This is a genomic window from Demequina sp. NBRC 110055, assembly GCF_002090135.1.
GTDB lineage: Bacteria > Actinomycetota > Actinomycetes > Actinomycetales > Demequinaceae > Demequina.
Map to the genome: position 1 here is coordinate 72,028 of NZ_BBRL01000006.1, position 17,133 is coordinate 89,160.

At 69.6% G+C, this 17,133-nt stretch carries 16 protein-coding genes; 8 read left to right on the forward strand and 8 right to left on the reverse strand.

Annotation, left to right across the window (positions count from 1 at the left end; translation table 11 throughout):
- The first annotated feature begins 51 nt into the window (after nt 1-51).
- On the forward strand, nt 52-2,109 hold the full coding sequence (locus tag B7K24_RS07345; protein WP_084129630.1) for an HNH endonuclease signature motif containing protein: 2,058 nt from the start codon (nt 52-54) through the stop codon (nt 2,107-2,109).
- On the opposite strand, the gene B7K24_RS07350 is transcribed toward B7K24_RS07345, so the two are convergent.
- Both B7K24_RS07350 and B7K24_RS07355 read right to left on the reverse strand, forming a co-directional pair.
- Entirely contained in the window at nt 2,090-3,205 is a 1,116-nt protein-coding gene (locus B7K24_RS07350; RefSeq protein WP_307182132.1) for an NUDIX hydrolase, read from the reverse strand. The genes B7K24_RS07345 and B7K24_RS07350 overlap by 20 nt on opposite strands.
- A 209-nt stretch (nt 3,206-3,414) precedes the next feature.
- A complete protein-coding gene (locus B7K24_RS07355) occupies nt 3,415-4,230 on the reverse strand; it encodes a M23 family metallopeptidase (RefSeq protein ID WP_084129633.1) in 816 nt (271 codons plus the stop codon).
- Nucleotides 4,231-4,508: 278 nt separating this feature from the next.
- Here B7K24_RS07355 and B7K24_RS07360 point away from each other — a divergent pair, with 278 nt between their 5' ends.
- Nucleotides 4,509-6,314 (forward strand): M15 family metallopeptidase, encoded by a 1,806-nt coding sequence (locus B7K24_RS07360; protein WP_084129635.1) that lies wholly within the window; start codon nt 4,509-4,511, stop codon nt 6,312-6,314.
- 60 nt (nt 6,315-6,374) lie between these two features.
- A complete protein-coding gene (locus B7K24_RS07365) occupies nt 6,375-8,216 on the forward strand; it encodes a DEAD/DEAH box helicase (protein ID WP_084129637.1) in 1,842 nt (613 codons plus the stop codon).
- Nucleotides 8,217-8,321: 105 nt separating this feature from the next.
- Here B7K24_RS07365 and B7K24_RS07370 read toward each other — a convergent pair whose 3' ends face one another.
- Together B7K24_RS07370 and B7K24_RS07375 are read right to left on the reverse strand one after the other, a co-directional pair.
- Complete coding sequence (locus B7K24_RS07370) at nt 8,322-9,995, reverse strand: AarF/ABC1/UbiB kinase family protein (RefSeq protein ID WP_084129639.1); 1,674 nt, start codon at nt 9,993-9,995, stop codon at nt 8,322-8,324.
- Nucleotides 9,996-10,033: 38 nt separating this feature from the next.
- Nucleotides 10,034-10,567, reverse strand: a complete 534-nt coding sequence (locus B7K24_RS07375) for a PadR family transcriptional regulator (RefSeq protein WP_234986616.1) — start codon at nt 10,565-10,567, stop codon at nt 10,034-10,036.
- A 148-nt stretch (nt 10,568-10,715) separates the two neighbouring features.
- Here B7K24_RS07375 and B7K24_RS07380 point away from each other — a divergent pair, with 148 nt between their 5' ends.
- The 3 genes from B7K24_RS07380 to B7K24_RS07390 all read left to right on the forward strand — a co-directional run bounded on the left by B7K24_RS07380 (nt 10,716) and on the right by B7K24_RS07390 (nt 14,010).
- On the forward strand, nt 10,716-11,489 hold the full coding sequence (locus tag B7K24_RS07380) for an enoyl-CoA hydratase/isomerase family protein (protein WP_084129641.1): 774 nt from the start codon (nt 10,716-10,718) through the stop codon (nt 11,487-11,489).
- On the forward strand, nt 11,486-12,349 hold the full coding sequence (locus tag B7K24_RS07385) for an NAD(P)-dependent oxidoreductase (protein WP_084129642.1): 864 nt from the start codon (nt 11,486-11,488) through the stop codon (nt 12,347-12,349). Before B7K24_RS07380 ends, B7K24_RS07385 begins: the two co-directional genes overlap by 4 nt.
- Before the next feature lie 65 nt (nt 12,350-12,414).
- Nucleotides 12,415-14,010, forward strand: a complete 1,596-nt coding sequence (locus tag B7K24_RS07390; RefSeq protein ID WP_084129644.1) for an SDR family oxidoreductase — start codon at nt 12,415-12,417, stop codon at nt 14,008-14,010.
- A gap of 74 nt (nt 14,011-14,084) precedes the next feature.
- Here B7K24_RS07390 and trxA read toward each other — a convergent pair whose 3' ends face one another.
- Nucleotides 14,085-14,474, reverse strand: a complete 390-nt coding sequence (gene trxA, locus B7K24_RS07395; protein ID WP_084129645.1) for a thioredoxin — start codon at nt 14,472-14,474, stop codon at nt 14,085-14,087.
- A 297-nt stretch (nt 14,475-14,771) separates the two neighbouring features.
- On the opposite strand from trxA, the gene B7K24_RS07400 reads away from it, so the two are divergent.
- A complete protein-coding gene (locus B7K24_RS07400; RefSeq protein ID WP_084129647.1) occupies nt 14,772-15,725 on the forward strand; it encodes a hypothetical protein in 954 nt (317 codons plus the stop codon).
- 32 nt (nt 15,726-15,757) lie between these two features.
- On the opposite strand, the gene B7K24_RS07405 is transcribed toward B7K24_RS07400, so the two are convergent.
- From B7K24_RS07405 to B7K24_RS07415, 3 genes are all read right to left on the reverse strand, one after another.
- On the reverse strand, nt 15,758-16,294 hold the full coding sequence (locus tag B7K24_RS07405) for an SRPBCC domain-containing protein (RefSeq protein ID WP_084129649.1): 537 nt from the start codon (nt 16,292-16,294) through the stop codon (nt 15,758-15,760).
- Nucleotides 16,291-16,599, reverse strand: coding sequence for a helix-turn-helix transcriptional regulator (locus B7K24_RS07410; protein WP_084129834.1), 309 nt, complete (start codon nt 16,597-16,599; stop codon nt 16,291-16,293). Before B7K24_RS07410 ends, B7K24_RS07405 begins: the two co-directional genes overlap by 4 nt.
- 77 nt (nt 16,600-16,676) lie before the next feature.
- Entirely contained in the window at nt 16,677-16,919 is a 243-nt protein-coding gene (locus tag B7K24_RS07415) for a hypothetical protein (RefSeq protein ID WP_084129651.1), read from the reverse strand.
- A gap of 53 nt (nt 16,920-16,972) precedes the next feature.
- Between B7K24_RS07415 and B7K24_RS13725 the strand changes: the two genes are divergently transcribed.
- Complete coding sequence (locus B7K24_RS13725) at nt 16,973-17,101, forward strand: hypothetical protein (protein ID WP_255372782.1); 129 nt, start codon at nt 16,973-16,975, stop codon at nt 17,099-17,101.
- Nucleotides 17,102-17,133: the final 32 nt, after the last annotated feature.

Here is a 17,133-nt window from a genome sequence, read left to right on the forward strand (position 1 = left end):
CCTCTCCCTGCACTGACGTGCGATGTCAGAGGGTGGTGATGTGATGGAGTCATGGCCGTCGACACCGCCCGCATGACCGCCGCCGAGGAGCGCGCGGCGCTCTGGACGGAACGCGCACTTGCGACGGTGACCTCAGACCGGAAGCTGGAACTGAGCCATGTGAACGTGTTGCAGCAGGACGATCTGCTGGCCTTCGGGTACGCGCTCGGCCAGATCATCCGGAGGGCCTCGCGGTCAATGTCGCTCGTCGCAATCGTCGAGGACGAGTTGTCCGGCAAAGAGCGGGGCTTCGGCGCCCTCGCACGATCGCGCGGGTTTGCATCCGCGCGGGCGCTGGTCGCGGACCAAACCGGCAACACCAACGCCGACGCGCAACGCCTTATCGAGGCCGGGCGCGTGCTTCTGGAGGTGCAGCGGGCCGCTGAGCGTGCGGCGGCTGCCCTAGAGACGGCTGCGGAGGATGCGGGGATGGAGCCGGGCGGGGCTGGGGATGATGCGCCAGAGACTTCCGACATGCCCTCGCCCGGATCGTCAGAGCCGGATGCAGCCGACGGGGACGGGCTTCTGCTCGTTCCTGACCAGGCCTCAGGCGCGGCTCCGGCGACCACGGTTGCGCCATCGCCCTCCGACGACGAGCCGGTCTTCCCGATCGTCGCCGCGGCCATCGACGACGCGAGCCTGGCCTCCCCCGCCGCGTATGCGATCACCCGGATGCTGCGGCGCGTCTGGCCCTACTGCGACCGCGAACGCTCGCGCAAGGCCGAGCAGGCCCTCGTCGCGTGCGCGAGCCGGCTGACCTACGACAGCCTCGTCAAGGCCGTCCTGCGGTGGGAGTCGGACCTGGACCCTTCCCACGCGGAGGAGCGGGCCGAGGCCCAGCGGATGCGCCGCTACTGCATTATCAAGGAGGAGCACGACGGGATGTTCCACTTCGATGCGCGCCTGGACCCCGAGAGCGGGCTCGCGATGAAGGCCGTGCTCGACGCCATGGTGGATCAGCACTTCCGCACCAAGCGCGACACCGAAGAACTCGCTCGCCAGGGTGTCGCCGTCACCGTCGACAAGCGCTCACCGGGGCAAGTGCGCGCCGACTCCCTCGGTGACTTCGCACGCCATCTTCAAGGGTGCGATGTCGATGTCTTGCCCCACCATCAGGCAAAGATCGTGGTCCGCGTCGACTTCGATCCGCTCAAGCAGGCCCTCGTCAATGCGGGGCTCGTGGACGGCGCGGACGGCACCCTCGACCCCGCGACGTGCCGACGCATGGCTGCACGTGCAGGAATCATCCCGGCGATTCTCGGGGGCGAGAAGGAAACCCTCGACCTGGGTACCGCGCGCTACTTCTCCCACATCCAAAAGCTGGCGTTGGCGGAACGCGATCGCGGTTGCGCCAAGTGTGGAGCGCCGCCCTCCTGGTGCGACGCACACCACATCATCCCGTGGTCAGAAGGCGGCAAGACTTCGCTCTCTAACGGCGTGCTGCTCTGCGTTCGCTGCCACCACGATGTTCACCACCAAGGTTGGGTGATCATCGCGACCCGCAGCACTGTGACGTTTATCCCGCCTAAGTCCATCGACCCTCACCAGCGGCCCCGTCCTGGCGCGCGTGCGTTGTATGAGCTTCCCAACAATCCCATGGCGGCGCTACGTCCCTCCACAACGGACGCGGATCGCACTGGTCATGCCCCCGGCGACGCGACCCCCGTCGCCTTTCCCCACTCCGACGACGACGGAAGAACTCCACCCGGCGACACCTCCCTCGCATGTCGCATCGAGAGCGATCCGTCCCGATCACTGGCGTCCGACGACACGCAAACGCGGCCTGAACACGCGCCACGTCGCAAACGCGTGCCAGAAGCGCGCTTCCACCCCCGAGTCGATAGTTCTCCCCCGTGGCACTCGTCGCGGCCGCGCCGTCGCCGCCACGGGATCGCGCCGACACCACCGCTGGCGAGACCTCCCCGTCCGCGTCCGCCACGTCACACCGTGGCAGCGGTGCCACGCATCTGTGCACGGCGCCGACCTCATTCGCTGGTGGTGACCCGCGCGACATGGACCATGCCCGTATGGCGCATGACGAGGGGCGGCGCTACTCCCCGTGGTCCCTAAGATCCGAATCCAGCCCGTCGAGTTGCGTGAGCAACCACCGCGCACCGGCAGCCCGTGCGCCGGCGTCGCGAACGCGCGCTTGAAGCTCTCGATCCGAAGTAACCACCACGACGTCGATATTGCGTTCGTCGCCTTGCTCGCGGGCCTCGTCGACGACCGCCGACCTCACCTCATCGACAATGGCATCATCGCCAGACCCGGCTGCCGGCACGACTCCGATACCGGAATGCCCCGGCTTTTGCCCGCCCCTGCGGGCGGCCGCGCCGCCCCGCACCGCTTCGCGCGCCTGGCCCTCGACCACCACGACGATCCGTGGCAGGACGCGCACGGAGAGTCCGGCATCGGCCGCTCGTGCTGCCGTGTCGACGGGTGTCGCGCCACGTGCGCCTTCGACTGTGAGCCCGTCTGCATCGACGCGCGCCCAGTCGGCGAGGGCAATGCCCGACGCCGTGACGTCACGCAGCCGCTCTAGCAACCGGGATGTGGCTCCGGCGCGGTCACGCCACCAGCCGTCCGGCCGCGCTCCCACGACGTTCGCGGCATCGACGATGAGGACCCGATCGGCCGCGAGTAGCGCGCGGTGGAGCTCCCATGCCGCCCCGAAGCTCGGATGCAGAGGCAAGCGCGCCACCTCCTTGAGCGGCACCCAGCGCAGTTCGTGGGACTCGGCATCAAGCGCGCGGGCCTCGAAACGCTCCGTGGCCCGACCGAGCACCGTCGTGTAGCGCCACACCTCACGGTCGAGGACCGCCATCGCCACCGGCGCGACAGCGTCGCGCGGCACGTCGCCCTCCTCTGCCGCCTCCCTGCAGGCCCCGTCAAAGGCGGTCTCACCCTCGTGCAAGGCACCGCCGGGGATGCCCCAGGTGTCGCCGTGGTGGCTCCAGGTGGCGCGGTGCTGCAGCAGCACGCCTCGGGAAGGATCGTGTACCAGCAATCCCGCCGCGCCAAAGCGACCCCAATACCGCGCGCCGTCCGCGCCCTCGACCCACGCGTCGCCCGCGTCTCGACGTCCCGGCAACGCCGGAGCTCGACGGCTACGCGACGTCAGGGTCGCGTCAGGAGTGTGGTCCTCACGGCCGCTGTCCTTGGTCACGGTGTCAGCCTCGCACACACCTTGCGGCGCTCGTGCTTCACACCACCTGTGGCGCAAGGACGGCACCGGTGGTTGCGCAGGTTCCGATAGAACTTCCCCGGCGAGCCGGACCGCAGACAACGGAATGCGTAGACCGGCACCGCGCACGCGGGCACCCGGGCACACGAGCCCGCGCGCGCCCGTGCACCGGGTACCGCGTACCCGGGAAACTAGATCGTGACGGTGACGCCGATGTCGTCGCCGACCCGGGGAATCCCCCGGCCCTCCAACGCCCACGGCAGACCCATCGCGATGTACGGCGAGGCGATGTCCTGGCGCTGCACATGGACGTGCGGCTTCGCTGAAGATCCCGAGTTGCCGCAGGCCGCCAGCAACGCACCCGTTGCGACGCCGTCACCCTGCTGCACGCGCAAGGATCCACGGCGCAGGTGTGCCACCAGCACATGGGTACCGTCGGCGAGGCGGATCACCACATGATTGCCGAAGACGGCACGCGGGCCGCCCGCCGCACGAAAGGGGCATTCGATCAGGTACCAGGCACGTCCCCACAAGGATGTGCGCGCGCGGTGGTCACGGGCGCCATCGGCGACATGCACCACGATCCCGTCCACTGGCGAGTACACCGGCTGACCGAATCCCAGATACCGGCCAGGCCGCGCGAACCCGCCGGCGACATGGCCACCCACATCACCCTTGCCCGAGCCATACACGAAGTCGATGCCGTACGTCCGGCCCCACGTGTGCGTGCCGTGGCTGGGCCGCCGCGTTGCGGGCGAGCGTCGCACCAGCCACATGCCACGTACCGGGGCGGCGTAGACGTCCGCGTCCACGCCGGCCCCAGGAGAAGCCACGGCCGTCACCATGGCCGCGGCCCAAAGAATCGCGCCCGTCTCCCACATCTCGGCGCCCCATGACGGCACCGCAAGTCCCATGGTGAGCGCGACCTCGAGCGCTGCGCCGAGCACGACGAGAACAACTCCGGCATAGAGCGCGGGCGTGCGAAGGCGGGCAAGGGCGACAGGCATGGCGGATACCTTAAGCCGAACCGCCACGGCTCGTGCAACATCCACGCCTACTCGTACGTTGAACACCCGTCAGCGACCGGTGGTGCGCCGCTCCTTGACCGTGGCGGATCCCCCGTCCGCCCCTTTGACGTCACACCACATGACGCGGTGTGTCGGCTGGTCGGCTCCTGAGAGCCGTCCTCGGCGCACGCCTGTTCGCCCCCCGCGCAGAGTCACTTTGCCGTCACCTGGGCATGCTTCTGCGTGCCTGGACGCCTGTCACCTGACCCCCCTCCTTCATGTTCAATTTGCCCCACCCCCACCGTCCGTTCTTCGCCACCGTGGCCCTCGTGTGCTTCGGCGCCGGCATCGTCGGCGCCCACGGCGCACACGCGGTCGACCGCCACGTGGCCGTCACCGAGGCTCAGGCCGCCGCCAAGGTGTACGAGGAACGCAAGCATGCCCTCGCGACGACCTTGTCGGAGGCCGAGGCCGTCTCCCAGCAGGCAGCGAGCGTCACCGATTCCGACGATGTCGCAGCCGCCGTCGACAGCCTCGAGGACGCCACCGTCCTCGCCGCCTCGACAGCGCGTACCGCGGAATCCGCGGCAGCGGCCGCCGCGGGTACCGGCGGTGGGACGGATGTGGTCGCCCCCGTCACCGCTCAGACGACGTCGCCGGGGGCGTCCGGACAAGAGTCGACGGCATCCGACGCCGAGTCCGGGCAGGCCCCGAGCCAGGCCGCGGACGCGGACGCGACGGGCGAGGCGGACGCCGACACGGAGATCGCCACCGACGACGTCACCGTGGCGGGCAATGAGATGACCACCGAGGATCTCCTGGGGAAATCCTCCGCGACCCCCTCTGCGACCCCGTCCGTAGACGCCGCAACCGACGCCGAGGCTGCCACGGACCCCGAGGCAGACGCCTCCACTGACGCCTCCGAGACGACCGCCGATGGCGACGACGCCGGCGCATCGGGCACGTCGGGAGAGGCCGCCACCGATGCCACGTTCGTCGTCGACGGCGCTGCCTTTGACAACCCCGACGAGGCTCGCGCGGCTGCAGCATCGCTGACCGCCGCATCCGAGCGGCTCGAGAACGCCACGGCAACGGTAGAGGCCGAGGCACGGCACCTTGAACAGATCGCCGAGGACGCCCTGCTCACGAAGGCGCTGAGCGACTTCGCGAAGGCCGTGAACGATGCGCACGACGCTGCGACGGATGCCGACGAGCGCGTGAGCGACGTCGGCGACCGTGTCACGGATGCCACCGTGCTCTCCCACTACGCGGCCGCACGTGCGAACCTCCGAGCCTTGGTGTCGTCCCAGCTGGAGCCCAGCGACAGCGGCGCCGCTCTCGCCCAGCTCGAGGCGCTTCAGGGCGCCGTGACCGCGCATGCCGACGCCCTCGCCGCGGTGCGTCGCTCCCACGAGGAGTGGATCGACGCCGAGAACGCCGAGCAGGCCGTGCAGAACGAGGCCGCGCTCGAGGAGTACGACGACGAGGTCGCCGCCGCTCGCGAGGACTATGCCGACGCCAACCGCGCCGCCGTCGCCGCACGCCAGAACGGTTGGTCGGGACAGCCCTCGGGAGTGTCGGGATCGAACGGGCGCCTCACGTCCGGGAGCCTCGCCTCCCTCGACTTCGCCTCGGGCCACTACCTGCAGGACGATGCCGCAGCAGCTCTCGAGGCCGCCGACGACGCCTACTACGCCGAGACCGGCACGCACCTGTCGCTGACGGATTCGTACCGGTCGTACGCCCTGCAGGTGCGCACACGCGCGGCGAAGCCTGGCACCGCGGCCGTGCCGGGCACGTCGAACCACGGCTGGGGCATGGCGGTCGACATGGACTACGCCTCCGCGCGGTGGCTTGCCGCCAACGGCGCCGAGTTCGGCTGGGTCCACCCCACCTGGGCGCGCCCGGGTGGCTCGAAGCCCGAGTGGTGGCACCTCGAGTACGTCGCGACCGAGGTCGGCTCCTTCGTTGCGCCCGAAAAGCCGACGCTCCTTGAGGACGTGGTCAGCGTCTTCGACGACCTCGACGACGCGAGCGGCGGCGACACCGACACGGCCGCCGACGAAAGCGCCGACGACGAGTGACCGGCGCGGCGTTTGCCCTGGTCCTAGGCCTCAGTGCCCGCGACGGCCTACCCTTGTCCTATGACGACTGAGAATCCAGCACCGGCCGACGACATCGCGCCCGACCAGGGACCCACGTTCGCCGACCTCGGACTGGGTGACTCCGTCCTGAGGGCGGTCAAGGCGATGGGTTACGAAACCCCCTCCGCCATCCAGGCCGCGACCATCCCCCCACTCCTCCAGGGCAACGATGTGATCGGTCTCGCGCAGACCGGAACCGGCAAGACCGCAGCCTTCGCGCTGCCCATCCTCGACCGCCTCACACCCGGGCGCAAGAAGCCCCAGGCGCTCGTCCTCGCCCCGACGCGCGAACTCGCGTTGCAGGTCTGTGAGGCCTTCGAGCAGTACGCGAACCACCGCACCGGCGTGCACATCCTGCCCGTGTACGGCGGTCAGGGCTACGGCGTTCAGCTGTCGGCGCTGCGCCGCGGCGTCGACATCGTGGTGGGCACACCCGGCCGCATCATGGACCACCTCGACAAGGGCACCCTCGACCTGTCGGAACTGCAGTACCTGGTGCTTGACGAGGCCGACGAGATGCTCAAGATGGGCTTCGCGGAGGACGTCGAGACCATCCTCGCCTCGACTCCCGAGGACAAGCAGGTCGCCCTGTTCTCCGCGACCATGCCCGCGCAGATCCGTCGCCTGTCGCAGAAGTACCTGCGCGACCCGCAGGAGATCACGGTCAAGCGCAAGACCGCGACCTCGGCCTCCATCACACAGCGCTACCTCGTCGTGGCCTACCAGCAGAAGATGGACGCCCTCACCCGCATCCTCGAGGTCGAGAACTTCGACGCGATGATCGTCTTCACGCGCACCAAGAACGAGACCGAGACGGTCGCCGAGCGCCTGCGTGCCCGCGGGTATGCCGCCGCCGCCATCAACGGCGACATCGTCCAGGCGCAGCGCGAGAAGACCATCCAGCAGCTGAAGGACGGCAAGCTCGACATCGTCGTCGCCACGGATGTCGCCGCCCGCGGCCTGGACGTCGAACGCATCAGCCACGTCGTCAACTACGACCTGCCCATCGACAACGAGTCCTACGTCCACCGCGTGGGCCGTACCGGACGCGCGGGTCGCACGGGCGACGCGATCGCGTTCGTGACCCCGCGCGAGCGCGGCCGCCTATCCTCCATCGAGAAGGCCACCAAACAGCCCATCACGCCCATGCCGCTGCCGAGCGCCGAGGACGTCAACGCGACGCGCCTGACCCGCTTCGACGCCTCGATCACGGCGGCCCTCGAACAGCGTGAGCGCATCGACCGCTTCCGCGACATCATCGCCCACTACGTGGAACACCACGACGTGCCGGAGGCCGATGTCGCCGCCGCGCTCGCCGTCGTGTCCCAGGGCGAGACTCCCCTCCTTCTCGACCCCGCGCAGGAAAGGCCCGCCTCCGTGGGCTTCCAGGAGCGCAAGGGTCGCGACCGCGACGAGCGTCCCGACCGCGGTCCCCGCGGCGGCGGCGACCGCATCACCTACCGCATCTCGGTGGGCCGCCGTCAGCACGTCGAGCCGCGCCAGATCGTCGGCGCCATCGCCAACGAAGGCGGCCTGGATCGCTCCGCCTTCGGTCGCATCACCATCAAGCCCGACTTCTCCCTCGTCGAGCTTCCCGCCAACCTCCCCTCCGAGGCGCTCGAGGCTCTCAAGCGCACGCGCATCTCGGGTCAGCTCATCGAGCTTCAGGTGGACCGCGGTCCGACACCCCGCCGTCAGCGCGACGGCGGCTACGACTCGCGTCCGCCCGGCGGGGGCGGTAGCGGCTCGTATGACAAGCTGCGCTCCGGCGGCCGCAAGTCCGACTGGAACGACCGGGGCGACGGCGGCGGCAAGCCGTTCCGCAAGCCGCGACACAAGTAGTGACTGACGGCCGATGCCGTGGCCGGGCCTCGTAGCCCAGCCACGGCATCGGCGTCTCACCTGAAGGCGAGCGCGAGGTCGCCGATGTCACCGTCCTCGCGGAAGCTACCGCGAACGACGACCCCCGAAGACAGTCGCGAGTAGCGGGACCATAGAGGCCACCATCAGCGTGGTCCCGAGGCCGGGAGACTCAGCGTGCACCAGTGCTCCGGCGAGCAGCGTCGCCGCGAAGACGATGCCGCTCACCAGCCGAGACGCCGTGCGCTCTAACCGCACTACCACGGCCTCGAGTCGAGGCGCCGTGACCGGCAGGTTGCCCGATTCGACCTGCGCGAGGATACCGTCGAGCCTGCCAGGCAGACCCCACGCAAACCGCAGGATGTCGACCGCCTCGCGTCCGGCATCGGCCGCAAATGAGCGAGTCTCGTCGCGGAGGAGGCGCTGGGCGTACGGCTCGACCGTGTCCCACACGTTGTAGCGCGGGTCGAGCGCTGTGGACACCCCTGACGTCAGCGACAGGGCACGGATAATGAGCAGGAAGTCCTCGGGCATTTGGAACGGCAGGTCGAGCACGAGCACGCCGAATTCCTGGGCAAACTCCCGGAACTCGCGGGGGTCGACCTCCTTGAGTTCCGCGAAGCCCATGCCGCCAAAGCGGCCGAAGAGGGTCGACAGTGCCTTTTCCAGTTCGGCCGTGTCGGCGGAAGGCAGCAGCACCCCCGCCGTCCCCATGGCCTTGACGAGGCCGGCACCGTCGCGGCTCGCGACCGCCACGACGAGGGCGCGCAGGGCGGTGCGCAGCGACTGCGGCACCTCGCCCATCATCCCGAAGTCGACGATGGTGAGGCGCCACCCCAGCGAGGCCTCGGGGTCGGGCGTCACGAAGAGGTTGCCCGGGTGCGGGTCGGCGTGAAAGTAGCCGTGCACGAAGAGCTGGTCGAGCATGATCTCGGCGTAGACGCGCGCGACGGCCGCGGGCGGGATCTCGGCCTCGCGCAGCGCGGCGTGATCCGTGATCTTGATCGCGGAGACGTCTTCGAGCACGAGCACGTGGCGGGTGGTGCGCTCCCAGGCCACTTGCGGCACGCGCACGCGATCGTCGCCCTCGAAGAGCGCGGCGAAGCGCTCCGACGCCGCGGCCTCGTGAAGGTAGTCGACCTCCTCGCGGCTGACCGCGCCGAACTCCTCGATCAGGGCGGGCATGTCCACGCGCCGGCGCACCGCGCCGATCTTCATGGCCCATCGCGCCACGCGCCGCAGCGCCGCGAGGTCGACCTCGACGATGTCGCCGATTCCCGGGCGCTGTACCTTCACGACGACGTCGACGTATCCGGTGACCTCGGCATCGGCCTCACGCAGGCGCGCACGGTGCACCTGGCCGAGCGAGGCGGCGGCCACGGGGACGGGATCGAAGTCCTCGAAGATCGACTCGAGTGTGCCTCCGAGGTCCGCCTCGGCCGCAGCCCGAAGCTGCTCGAAGGGCACCGCGGGAACCTCGTCTTGCAGGTCCTCGAGTTCCTTGGTGATCTCGGGCGGAAGCACGTCGAGCCGGGAGGACATGAACTGCCCCATCTTGATCATCAGCCCGCCCAGCTCGACCGCGAGGCCGCGGAAACGCTGCGCGAACGTACGCATGCGGCGGGCGCGCGTCCGCTCGGCGACGCGGCGCAGCCCGATGACGGGTAGGGCGATCTCGTACCACCACTGCACCGCAAAGTGCCACGCGGCAAAGCGCAGGATCCGTCGATAGCGGGCGCGATCACGGGGGACGTCGGGCATCGGCTCTCCTCGATCCCGACCGGGCTGCGGACCTCCCGTCAGTCCTCCGCCAGGATCGAGTAGATCTTACGTCGCGCTTCGGTAAGGATCTCCGTCGCACGCTCCTGCTGCGCCGCGGTTCCGGTGCGCGCCATCTGCGCGACGGCCTGAGCAAGGTCGAGCCCCGCCTTCGCGGTGGCGCCGTACGCGTGACCATCCTTCTCGACACTCACCCAAGGGGCCGATGCCGCGGCTGAGGCCGCTTCGGCCTCACCTTCCGCGGTCAGCGCGTAGGTCTTGCGGTCGGCGCTCTGCTCGGCCTGGACGAGGCCCTCGTCGGCAAGCAGCTGCAGGGTCGGGTAGACCGATCCGGCGCTGGGCTTCCACCGACCGTCGGTGCGCTCGGTGATCTCGCGGATGATCTGGTATCCGTGCATGGGCTCCTCGTGAAGCAGTGCGAGGACGGCGGCACGCACGTCTCCCCTGCCCATCCGGGTGCCGACCTTGCGGTCGAACTGGGTGCGTAGCTGCTCCATCGCGTCCCACATGGCCTCCGAGGCCTGCGACGGGGTGAATCCGGTGTGTCGTCCCATGGTGTCCTCCGGGTGACGGGCCCGAACGAGACGTTCGAGCGATAGTGAACGATATATCGCTATTCGAACACAGGATGCGCGTCGGGGCAAGGCCCCGTCCATGACAGGATGGGTCCAACGGCTCACCGGCGAGCCGCGAGGAGGTCTCGTGTCAGCATCCATCCGCCTTAGCGTGTCCGACGGCATCGCGCACCTCACGTTCGCGCGCCCCTCACGGCTGAACGCGTTCGACTTCGCGATGGGGGACGCCTATCGCGACGCGTGTCGCGAGGCGACCTCATCCGGGGCGCGCGCCATCGTCCTCGACGCCGAGGGGCCCGCCTTTTGCGCCGGCGGAGACGTCCTGGCGATGGCGGCCGCGGGCGTGACGGGCGCAGAGGTGACGCGCGCCGCCCGCGTGATTCACGAGGGGCTAGCTACCCTCGTCGACTCCCCCGTCCCGGTGGTCGCGGCGGTACGCGGTGCGGTCGCCGGCGGCGGCATCGGCCTCATGCTCGCCGCGGACCACGTCGTGGCCGCGCCGACGCTGCGCATCGCGGGGCGCTACGCCGACGTGGGCCTCACTCCCGACCTCGGCGTCAGCACATTGCTCGCGCGCGCGATCGGCGAACGTCGCGCCCTGGCGGTGCTGCTCACCGGGGTCGAGCTCGACGCTGCCACGGCGCTCGCGTGGGGCGCCGTCGAGGAGGTCGCCGACGACCCCGAGGCGAGGGCGGTCACCATCGCACGCGCATGGGCCGACGGCCCACATCATGCTCTTGGGCAGGCGAAGCGCCTGGTGCGCGCGGGAGCCTCGCGGCCGTGGCGCGACAGCCTCGACGACGAGGCCGCGACGATCGGCGCCGCATATGACGGCGCCGAGGCGCGTGACCGCATCGCCGCCTTCGCCGACTCGCACGGCGAACGTGGGGGCGCACGATGAGCCTCGCGGGACGCACCATTCTCATGTCCGGCGGCAGCCGTGGCATCGGCCTCGCGATCGCCCTTCGCGCCGCCCGCGACGGCGCCAACGTGGCGATGCTCGCCAAGACCGACGCGCCGCACCCCCGCCTCGAGGGCACCGTCTTCACGGCGGCCGATGCCGTGGTCGCCGCCGGCGGTGAGGCTCTCCCCCTCGTCGGAGACGTCCGCAACGACGACGACATCGCGCACGCGGTCGCCGCGACACTCGAACGCTTTGACGGCATCGACATCGTGGTCAACAACGCGAGCGTCATCGACCTCACGGGGACCGCCGACCTTGCGGCACAGAAGTACGACCTCATGCAGGACGTCAACGTGCGCGGCACGTTCATGCTCACCCGTGCGGCGCTGCCCGCACTGCTGCGCTCCGATCACGCCCACGTGCTCTCCCTGTCGCCACCGCTGAACGCGTCGCCGCGCTGGCTTGGCGCCCACACCGGGTACTCCCTGGCCAAGTTCGGTATGACGATGGTGACGCTCGGCATCGCGGCGGAGTTCGGCCCGCGCGGCCTCAGCGCCAATACCCTGTGGCCGCGCACCACCATCGCCACCGCCGCCGTCCAGAACATCCTGGGCGGGGACAGGCTCATGAAGGTCAGCCGCACGCCCCAGATCTATGCCGATGCCGCGCACGCCGTGCTGACGCGCCCGCCCGGCGAGGTCAGCGGCCAGACGCTCATCGTCGAGGACGTCCTCGCCGACGCCGGCGTGACCGACTTTTCCGACTATGCGGCGGTGCCCGGCACCCCGGACGAGGCGCTCTTCCCGGACATCTTCCTGGACGAGGTCGAGGCCGGTCTGACGCTCCCCCGGGAATAGCAGCGCTCAGCACCAGGGTTTCATCGGTACAGACCCGCACCGACGCCGCACTGGAGGCCCGACCGATGAGCAACGAGCCGTCCACCCCCTCCGCCGAAGGTGCCGACACGGCCGGCGCACTCGCGTGGCCCTTCGGCACCGAGGACGCCCTCGCCGCAGCCCCGGCGCCGGACGGAGACGCCCCGCGGGTGCTGGTGCTCGGCGCCACGGGGTACATCGGCGGACGTCTGGTGCCCCGCATGCTCGCCGGGGGTTACCGCGTGCGCGTTCTCACCCGAACGGCGGCGAGGATCGCGGCCATGCCATGGGCCGACGACGTCGAGGTGGTCGAGGGCGACGCCGCCGACGAGGAGGCGATGCGGCGCGCCGTCGCCGACGTCCATTCCGTCGTGTACCTGGTGCACTCGATGTCGAGCGGCAAGGACTACGGACGCCTGGACCGGGCCATCGCGCTCGCGGTCGCGCGCGCCTGCGCCGACGCCAGCGTGCGGCGCATCATCTACCTGAGCGGCCTGCACCCGCCCGGCGAGCTGTCCGCGCACCTGGCCTCGCGCAAAGAGGTCGGCGACATTCTGCTCGCCTCCGCCACTCCCACGATTGTGCTGCAGGCCGGCGTCGTCATCGGATCGGGCTCGGCGTCCTTTGAGATGGTCCGCCACCTCACCGAGGTGCTGCCGTACATGCCCGCACCGCGCTGGGTCCTCAACCGGATCCAGCCGATCTCCGTGCGCGATGTGCTGTACTACCTGCTGGCGGCGCTGCGCGTGCGCGACGAGGTCAATGACGCCTTCGACATCGGCGGACCCGATGTCCTGCGCTACACGGAGATGATGAACGGGTACGCGGAGGTCGCCGAACTTCCCCACCGCGCCATTACCGCGTTGCCCGTGTTTACTCCGAGGCTGGCGTCGCACTGGGTAGGACTGGTGACGCCGGTGCCGCGGCGCATCGCGGTGCCGCTGGTCGAGTCCCTCCTGCACACGTGCGTGGTGCGCGACGGCGGAGCCATCGACACGCTCATCCCTCCCCCGCCACACGGGCTCACCGGGTACCACCGGGCCGTACGGATGGCGCTCGGCCGCATAGAACTGGACGATGTCGAAACCAGTTGGGCCGATGCCCGCGTCCCCGGCGCTCCGAGTGACCCCATGCCGTCGGACCCCGAATGGGCCGGCCGCACCGTCTTCCAGGACTCACGCAGCAAGCGAACCTCAGCCACGGCATCGGCCGTCTGGGATGTCGTCACCCAAGTGGGCGGGGCGACCGGTTGGTACTCGGCCTCCGTGTTGTGGGCGACGCGCGGGCTCATGGACCGCGTCGTGGGAGGCGTGGGCCACCGGCGTGGCCGGCGCACTCGCGAGGGCGTGCGGGTGGGCGACGCCATCGACGTGTGGCGTGTCGAGGCCGTCGAGGACGAGAGCCTCCTGCGCCTGCGCGCAGAGATGCGCGTGCCGGGCAAGGCATGGCTGGAATTGGGGGTGGAGCCACGCGACGACGGCTCTGTCTACCGGCAACGCGCCGTGTTCTTCCCCCGCGGGCTCACCGGCCGTTTGTATTGGCTCGCGATGCTGCCGTTCCACGGCCTCGTCTTCAGCGGCATGGTCAACAGGATCGTGGCGGAGGCTGAGGGGGACGACTTGGCGCGCCGTCGCGGCAATTAGCCTTCACGGTCGCCAGCGAAGCGCGCGCGAGCCTGGCCGAACGCCCAGTGCCGCATGCTGACCACAACAACGCACTACCTCGCGGCGTCCCCCTCGGCCTGCTCCTCTTGCTCCGCACGCACCTGGGCATGGACGGCATCCATGTCGAGTGCACGGACCTGTGAGATGAGGTCCTCGAGCTGCGGCGCCCGCAGCGCCCCGGCCTGCGCGAAGACGATGACGCCCTCACGGAACGCCATGAGCGTCGGGATCGAAGTGATTCCGAACGTCGCGGCCAATGCCTGCTCGGCCTCGGTGTCGACCTTGCCGAAGGTGATGTCCGTGTGGCGCTCGGAGGCGGCCTCGTAGACCGGCGCGAAGGACCGGCACGGGCCGCACCACGCCGCCCAGAAGTCGAGGAGGACGATGTCCTTGTCCTCGATGGTCGAGGCAAAGGTGTCAGTAGTCAGATCGGTAGTAGCCATAGGCCAATGGTATACCCCCCAGGGTATAGATCTTTCGTGACTGTGAGCGTTGCGCCTGGCAACGACACGCCGGCACCGACACGGCCGCCCATCACCTGTAGCGGTACCCGTCGACCCCGCAGGCCTTTCGGGACGCCCCGCCCTCTCGCGGGCGCGCCCTGGTGATCAGACTGCCCGCACGGGGACGCCGCGTCTTACGCATCCCTGGTGACACGATCCTTGCCAACGAGGAGTCCCCTCCTACCCTTCGCGGCCGTGATACTGCCGCGCCGCTGAGGCCTGTGGCACAGTGTGCGAATGACAGGCTCCTCTCAGGATGAATGCGCCGAAGCCGTCCGGGTTGCTGGCGCCGCGCGCGCTCGCCATCAGCGCCTCACTGCGCAACTGAAGACCACCGCAAACCTGGTGGGGAGGCGGCGCCAAGAACTGACGGACCTCGAGTCGCAGCTTCAGGCAGAGCGGGCGGAAGTCGACCGCTTGGCGCACCTGTCCCCGGCGAAGGTGTGGGCGACGTTGCGGGGCAACGTGTCCGACCGTCTAACGGTCGAGCGCGCCGAGGTCACCGCTGCGGAGCTCGCGGTCGCGGCCGCACGGGCGCGGCTCACCAGCGCCGACGCGGACAACGAACGCGTGCGGCGAGAGCACGACCTGCTGCGCGGCGCCGAGGGCGCATATGTTGAGGCGCTCGCCGCCTATGAGCGGGCACTTCACGCCGCTGGCAGTCACCAGACAGCGGAACTCACCGAGATCGCCGTCGGTGTCGGTCAGGCCGAGTCACACCTCCGGGAACTCGCCGAGGCGCGGGACGCCTTGGCCGCGACAATCGCCGCCCTCGACCAGGCCCTCGCCAAGCTCGACAGTGCGGGCGGCTGGTCGACCTACGACACGTTCTTTGGCGGCGGCATCGTCGCCGACGCGATCAAGCACTCGAGGATCGGCGAGGCCACCGATGCGTTCGTCGAGGTCAACAGGCACCTTGAGAGGCTTTCCGTCGAGCTCGCCGACATCGGCGCCTCAGCCCTCGACGGCGTCACCATCTCCGACACGCTCGCGGTGTTTGACGTGCTGTTCGACAACATCCTCAGCGACTGGATGGTGAGGGACCGCATCGCCCAGGCCCGCACAAGCGCCGCGAAGCTCCACACCCGCCTCGAGGCGCTCGCGGTCGAACTGGAGGACGATGCCCGGCGAACGGCCGCGCGTGTCGCCGCATTCATGCAGCGTCGCGAAGAGATCGTCACGGCTGCCTAGCCACGCACGCGACGCACCTCAATGTGGTGACGCTAGTCGGCGAGCTCGTCTCGGTACCTGTCCCGTAGGCCCTCCCAGCCATACGCCAGCGACCGCTGGCCGGTGGGGCGCTCGCGGGCAGCGCCATCCTCGGCGGCGAGCCGCGCGAGGCAGACGTGCCAGCCGGCGGCATAGACCGGTGAGTCGGTGCGGTCGGCAATGCGGTGCCTCAGTTCGAGCACGGCGCCCGTGGCGTCGGGCGTGATCGTCCACCGCAGCACGTCGTCGCGCCAGCGATGCACGAGCGAGTGCGGAGCGTCGGCGCTGAGGACCTCGGTGTCAACCGGATCGTCATCGGGGTTCTCGCGGCTCGTCGCGGGCCCGGGCGTGGTGAGCGGGCGGTCCGGCACCACCGGAGACCAGCAGGCCAGCCGGTCGGGTTCGGTCAGCATCCGCCATAGGAGATCCGCTTCCTGGGTGAAGTGGCGCCGCATCACGAGAGTCCACCGCCCTGCCTCGTGCTCGAGAAGCACCTCGGTGTGGGCGCGGATCGCCGCGACAATCGCCGCATCGGTCGGCCGTTCCGTCATGAGGGTTCCTCCCCATCCATCGCGTAGGCGAGCCTGTCAAAGCTCGCCGTCCACTGCGCAATGTAGGGCGCGAGCCAGGTCATCACATCGGGAAGCGGACGGTCGGTGAGACGGTAAACCCGACGCTTGCCGATGGCCTCGACATCCACGACACCTGCGTCCCGCAGGATCCGCAGGTGCTTTGAGATGAGCGGCTGCGAGAGATCTAGAGCACTGACCAGTGCCCCGACGTCATGGTCGTGGATGCGCAGCCGGTCGACGATCGCGCGCCGTGCAGGTTCGGCAATCACGGTGAATCCGTCCATGCGCATCATATGAACATGTCGTCATATGAATGTCAAGACATGTGTATCATCACTGCGGTAGGGCTGGCGCCCGTGGGCTACTCGGGAAGGCGGGGGCGTCGTTGCGGACGCGGCGGCACCTGCTTCGCGGCGACGATCGCATTGACGGGGATGCGCGCGACTCCGCGCACACCGTCGACCACGACCTCCTGATCGTCCGCGCCGAGAAGCTCGCCGAGTGCGTCCGTGGCCTCGCCGGTGGCGATCAGGTAGCGCACCACCACGCGCGCCCCGGGTGCTGGAAGGCGGATCAGCCCCTGGCGAGCACTCTGGTCAACCATGCCCCCATCCTCGCAGACGGGGCTCCCGTAGCACCCACGGCCAGGGTTTCGCCGTGACCGCACTGATCGACGACCTGCGCCGCTGGCCCGACATCGAGGTCCCCGGCCTGGTCGCCGTCGACACCACCGCACCGGTGATTCTGAACGAGTCCGCCTTCGTCACGCCACACCGCAGTGAGTGACGCAATTGCCTCACGCCACGTCTTGCTCGCTA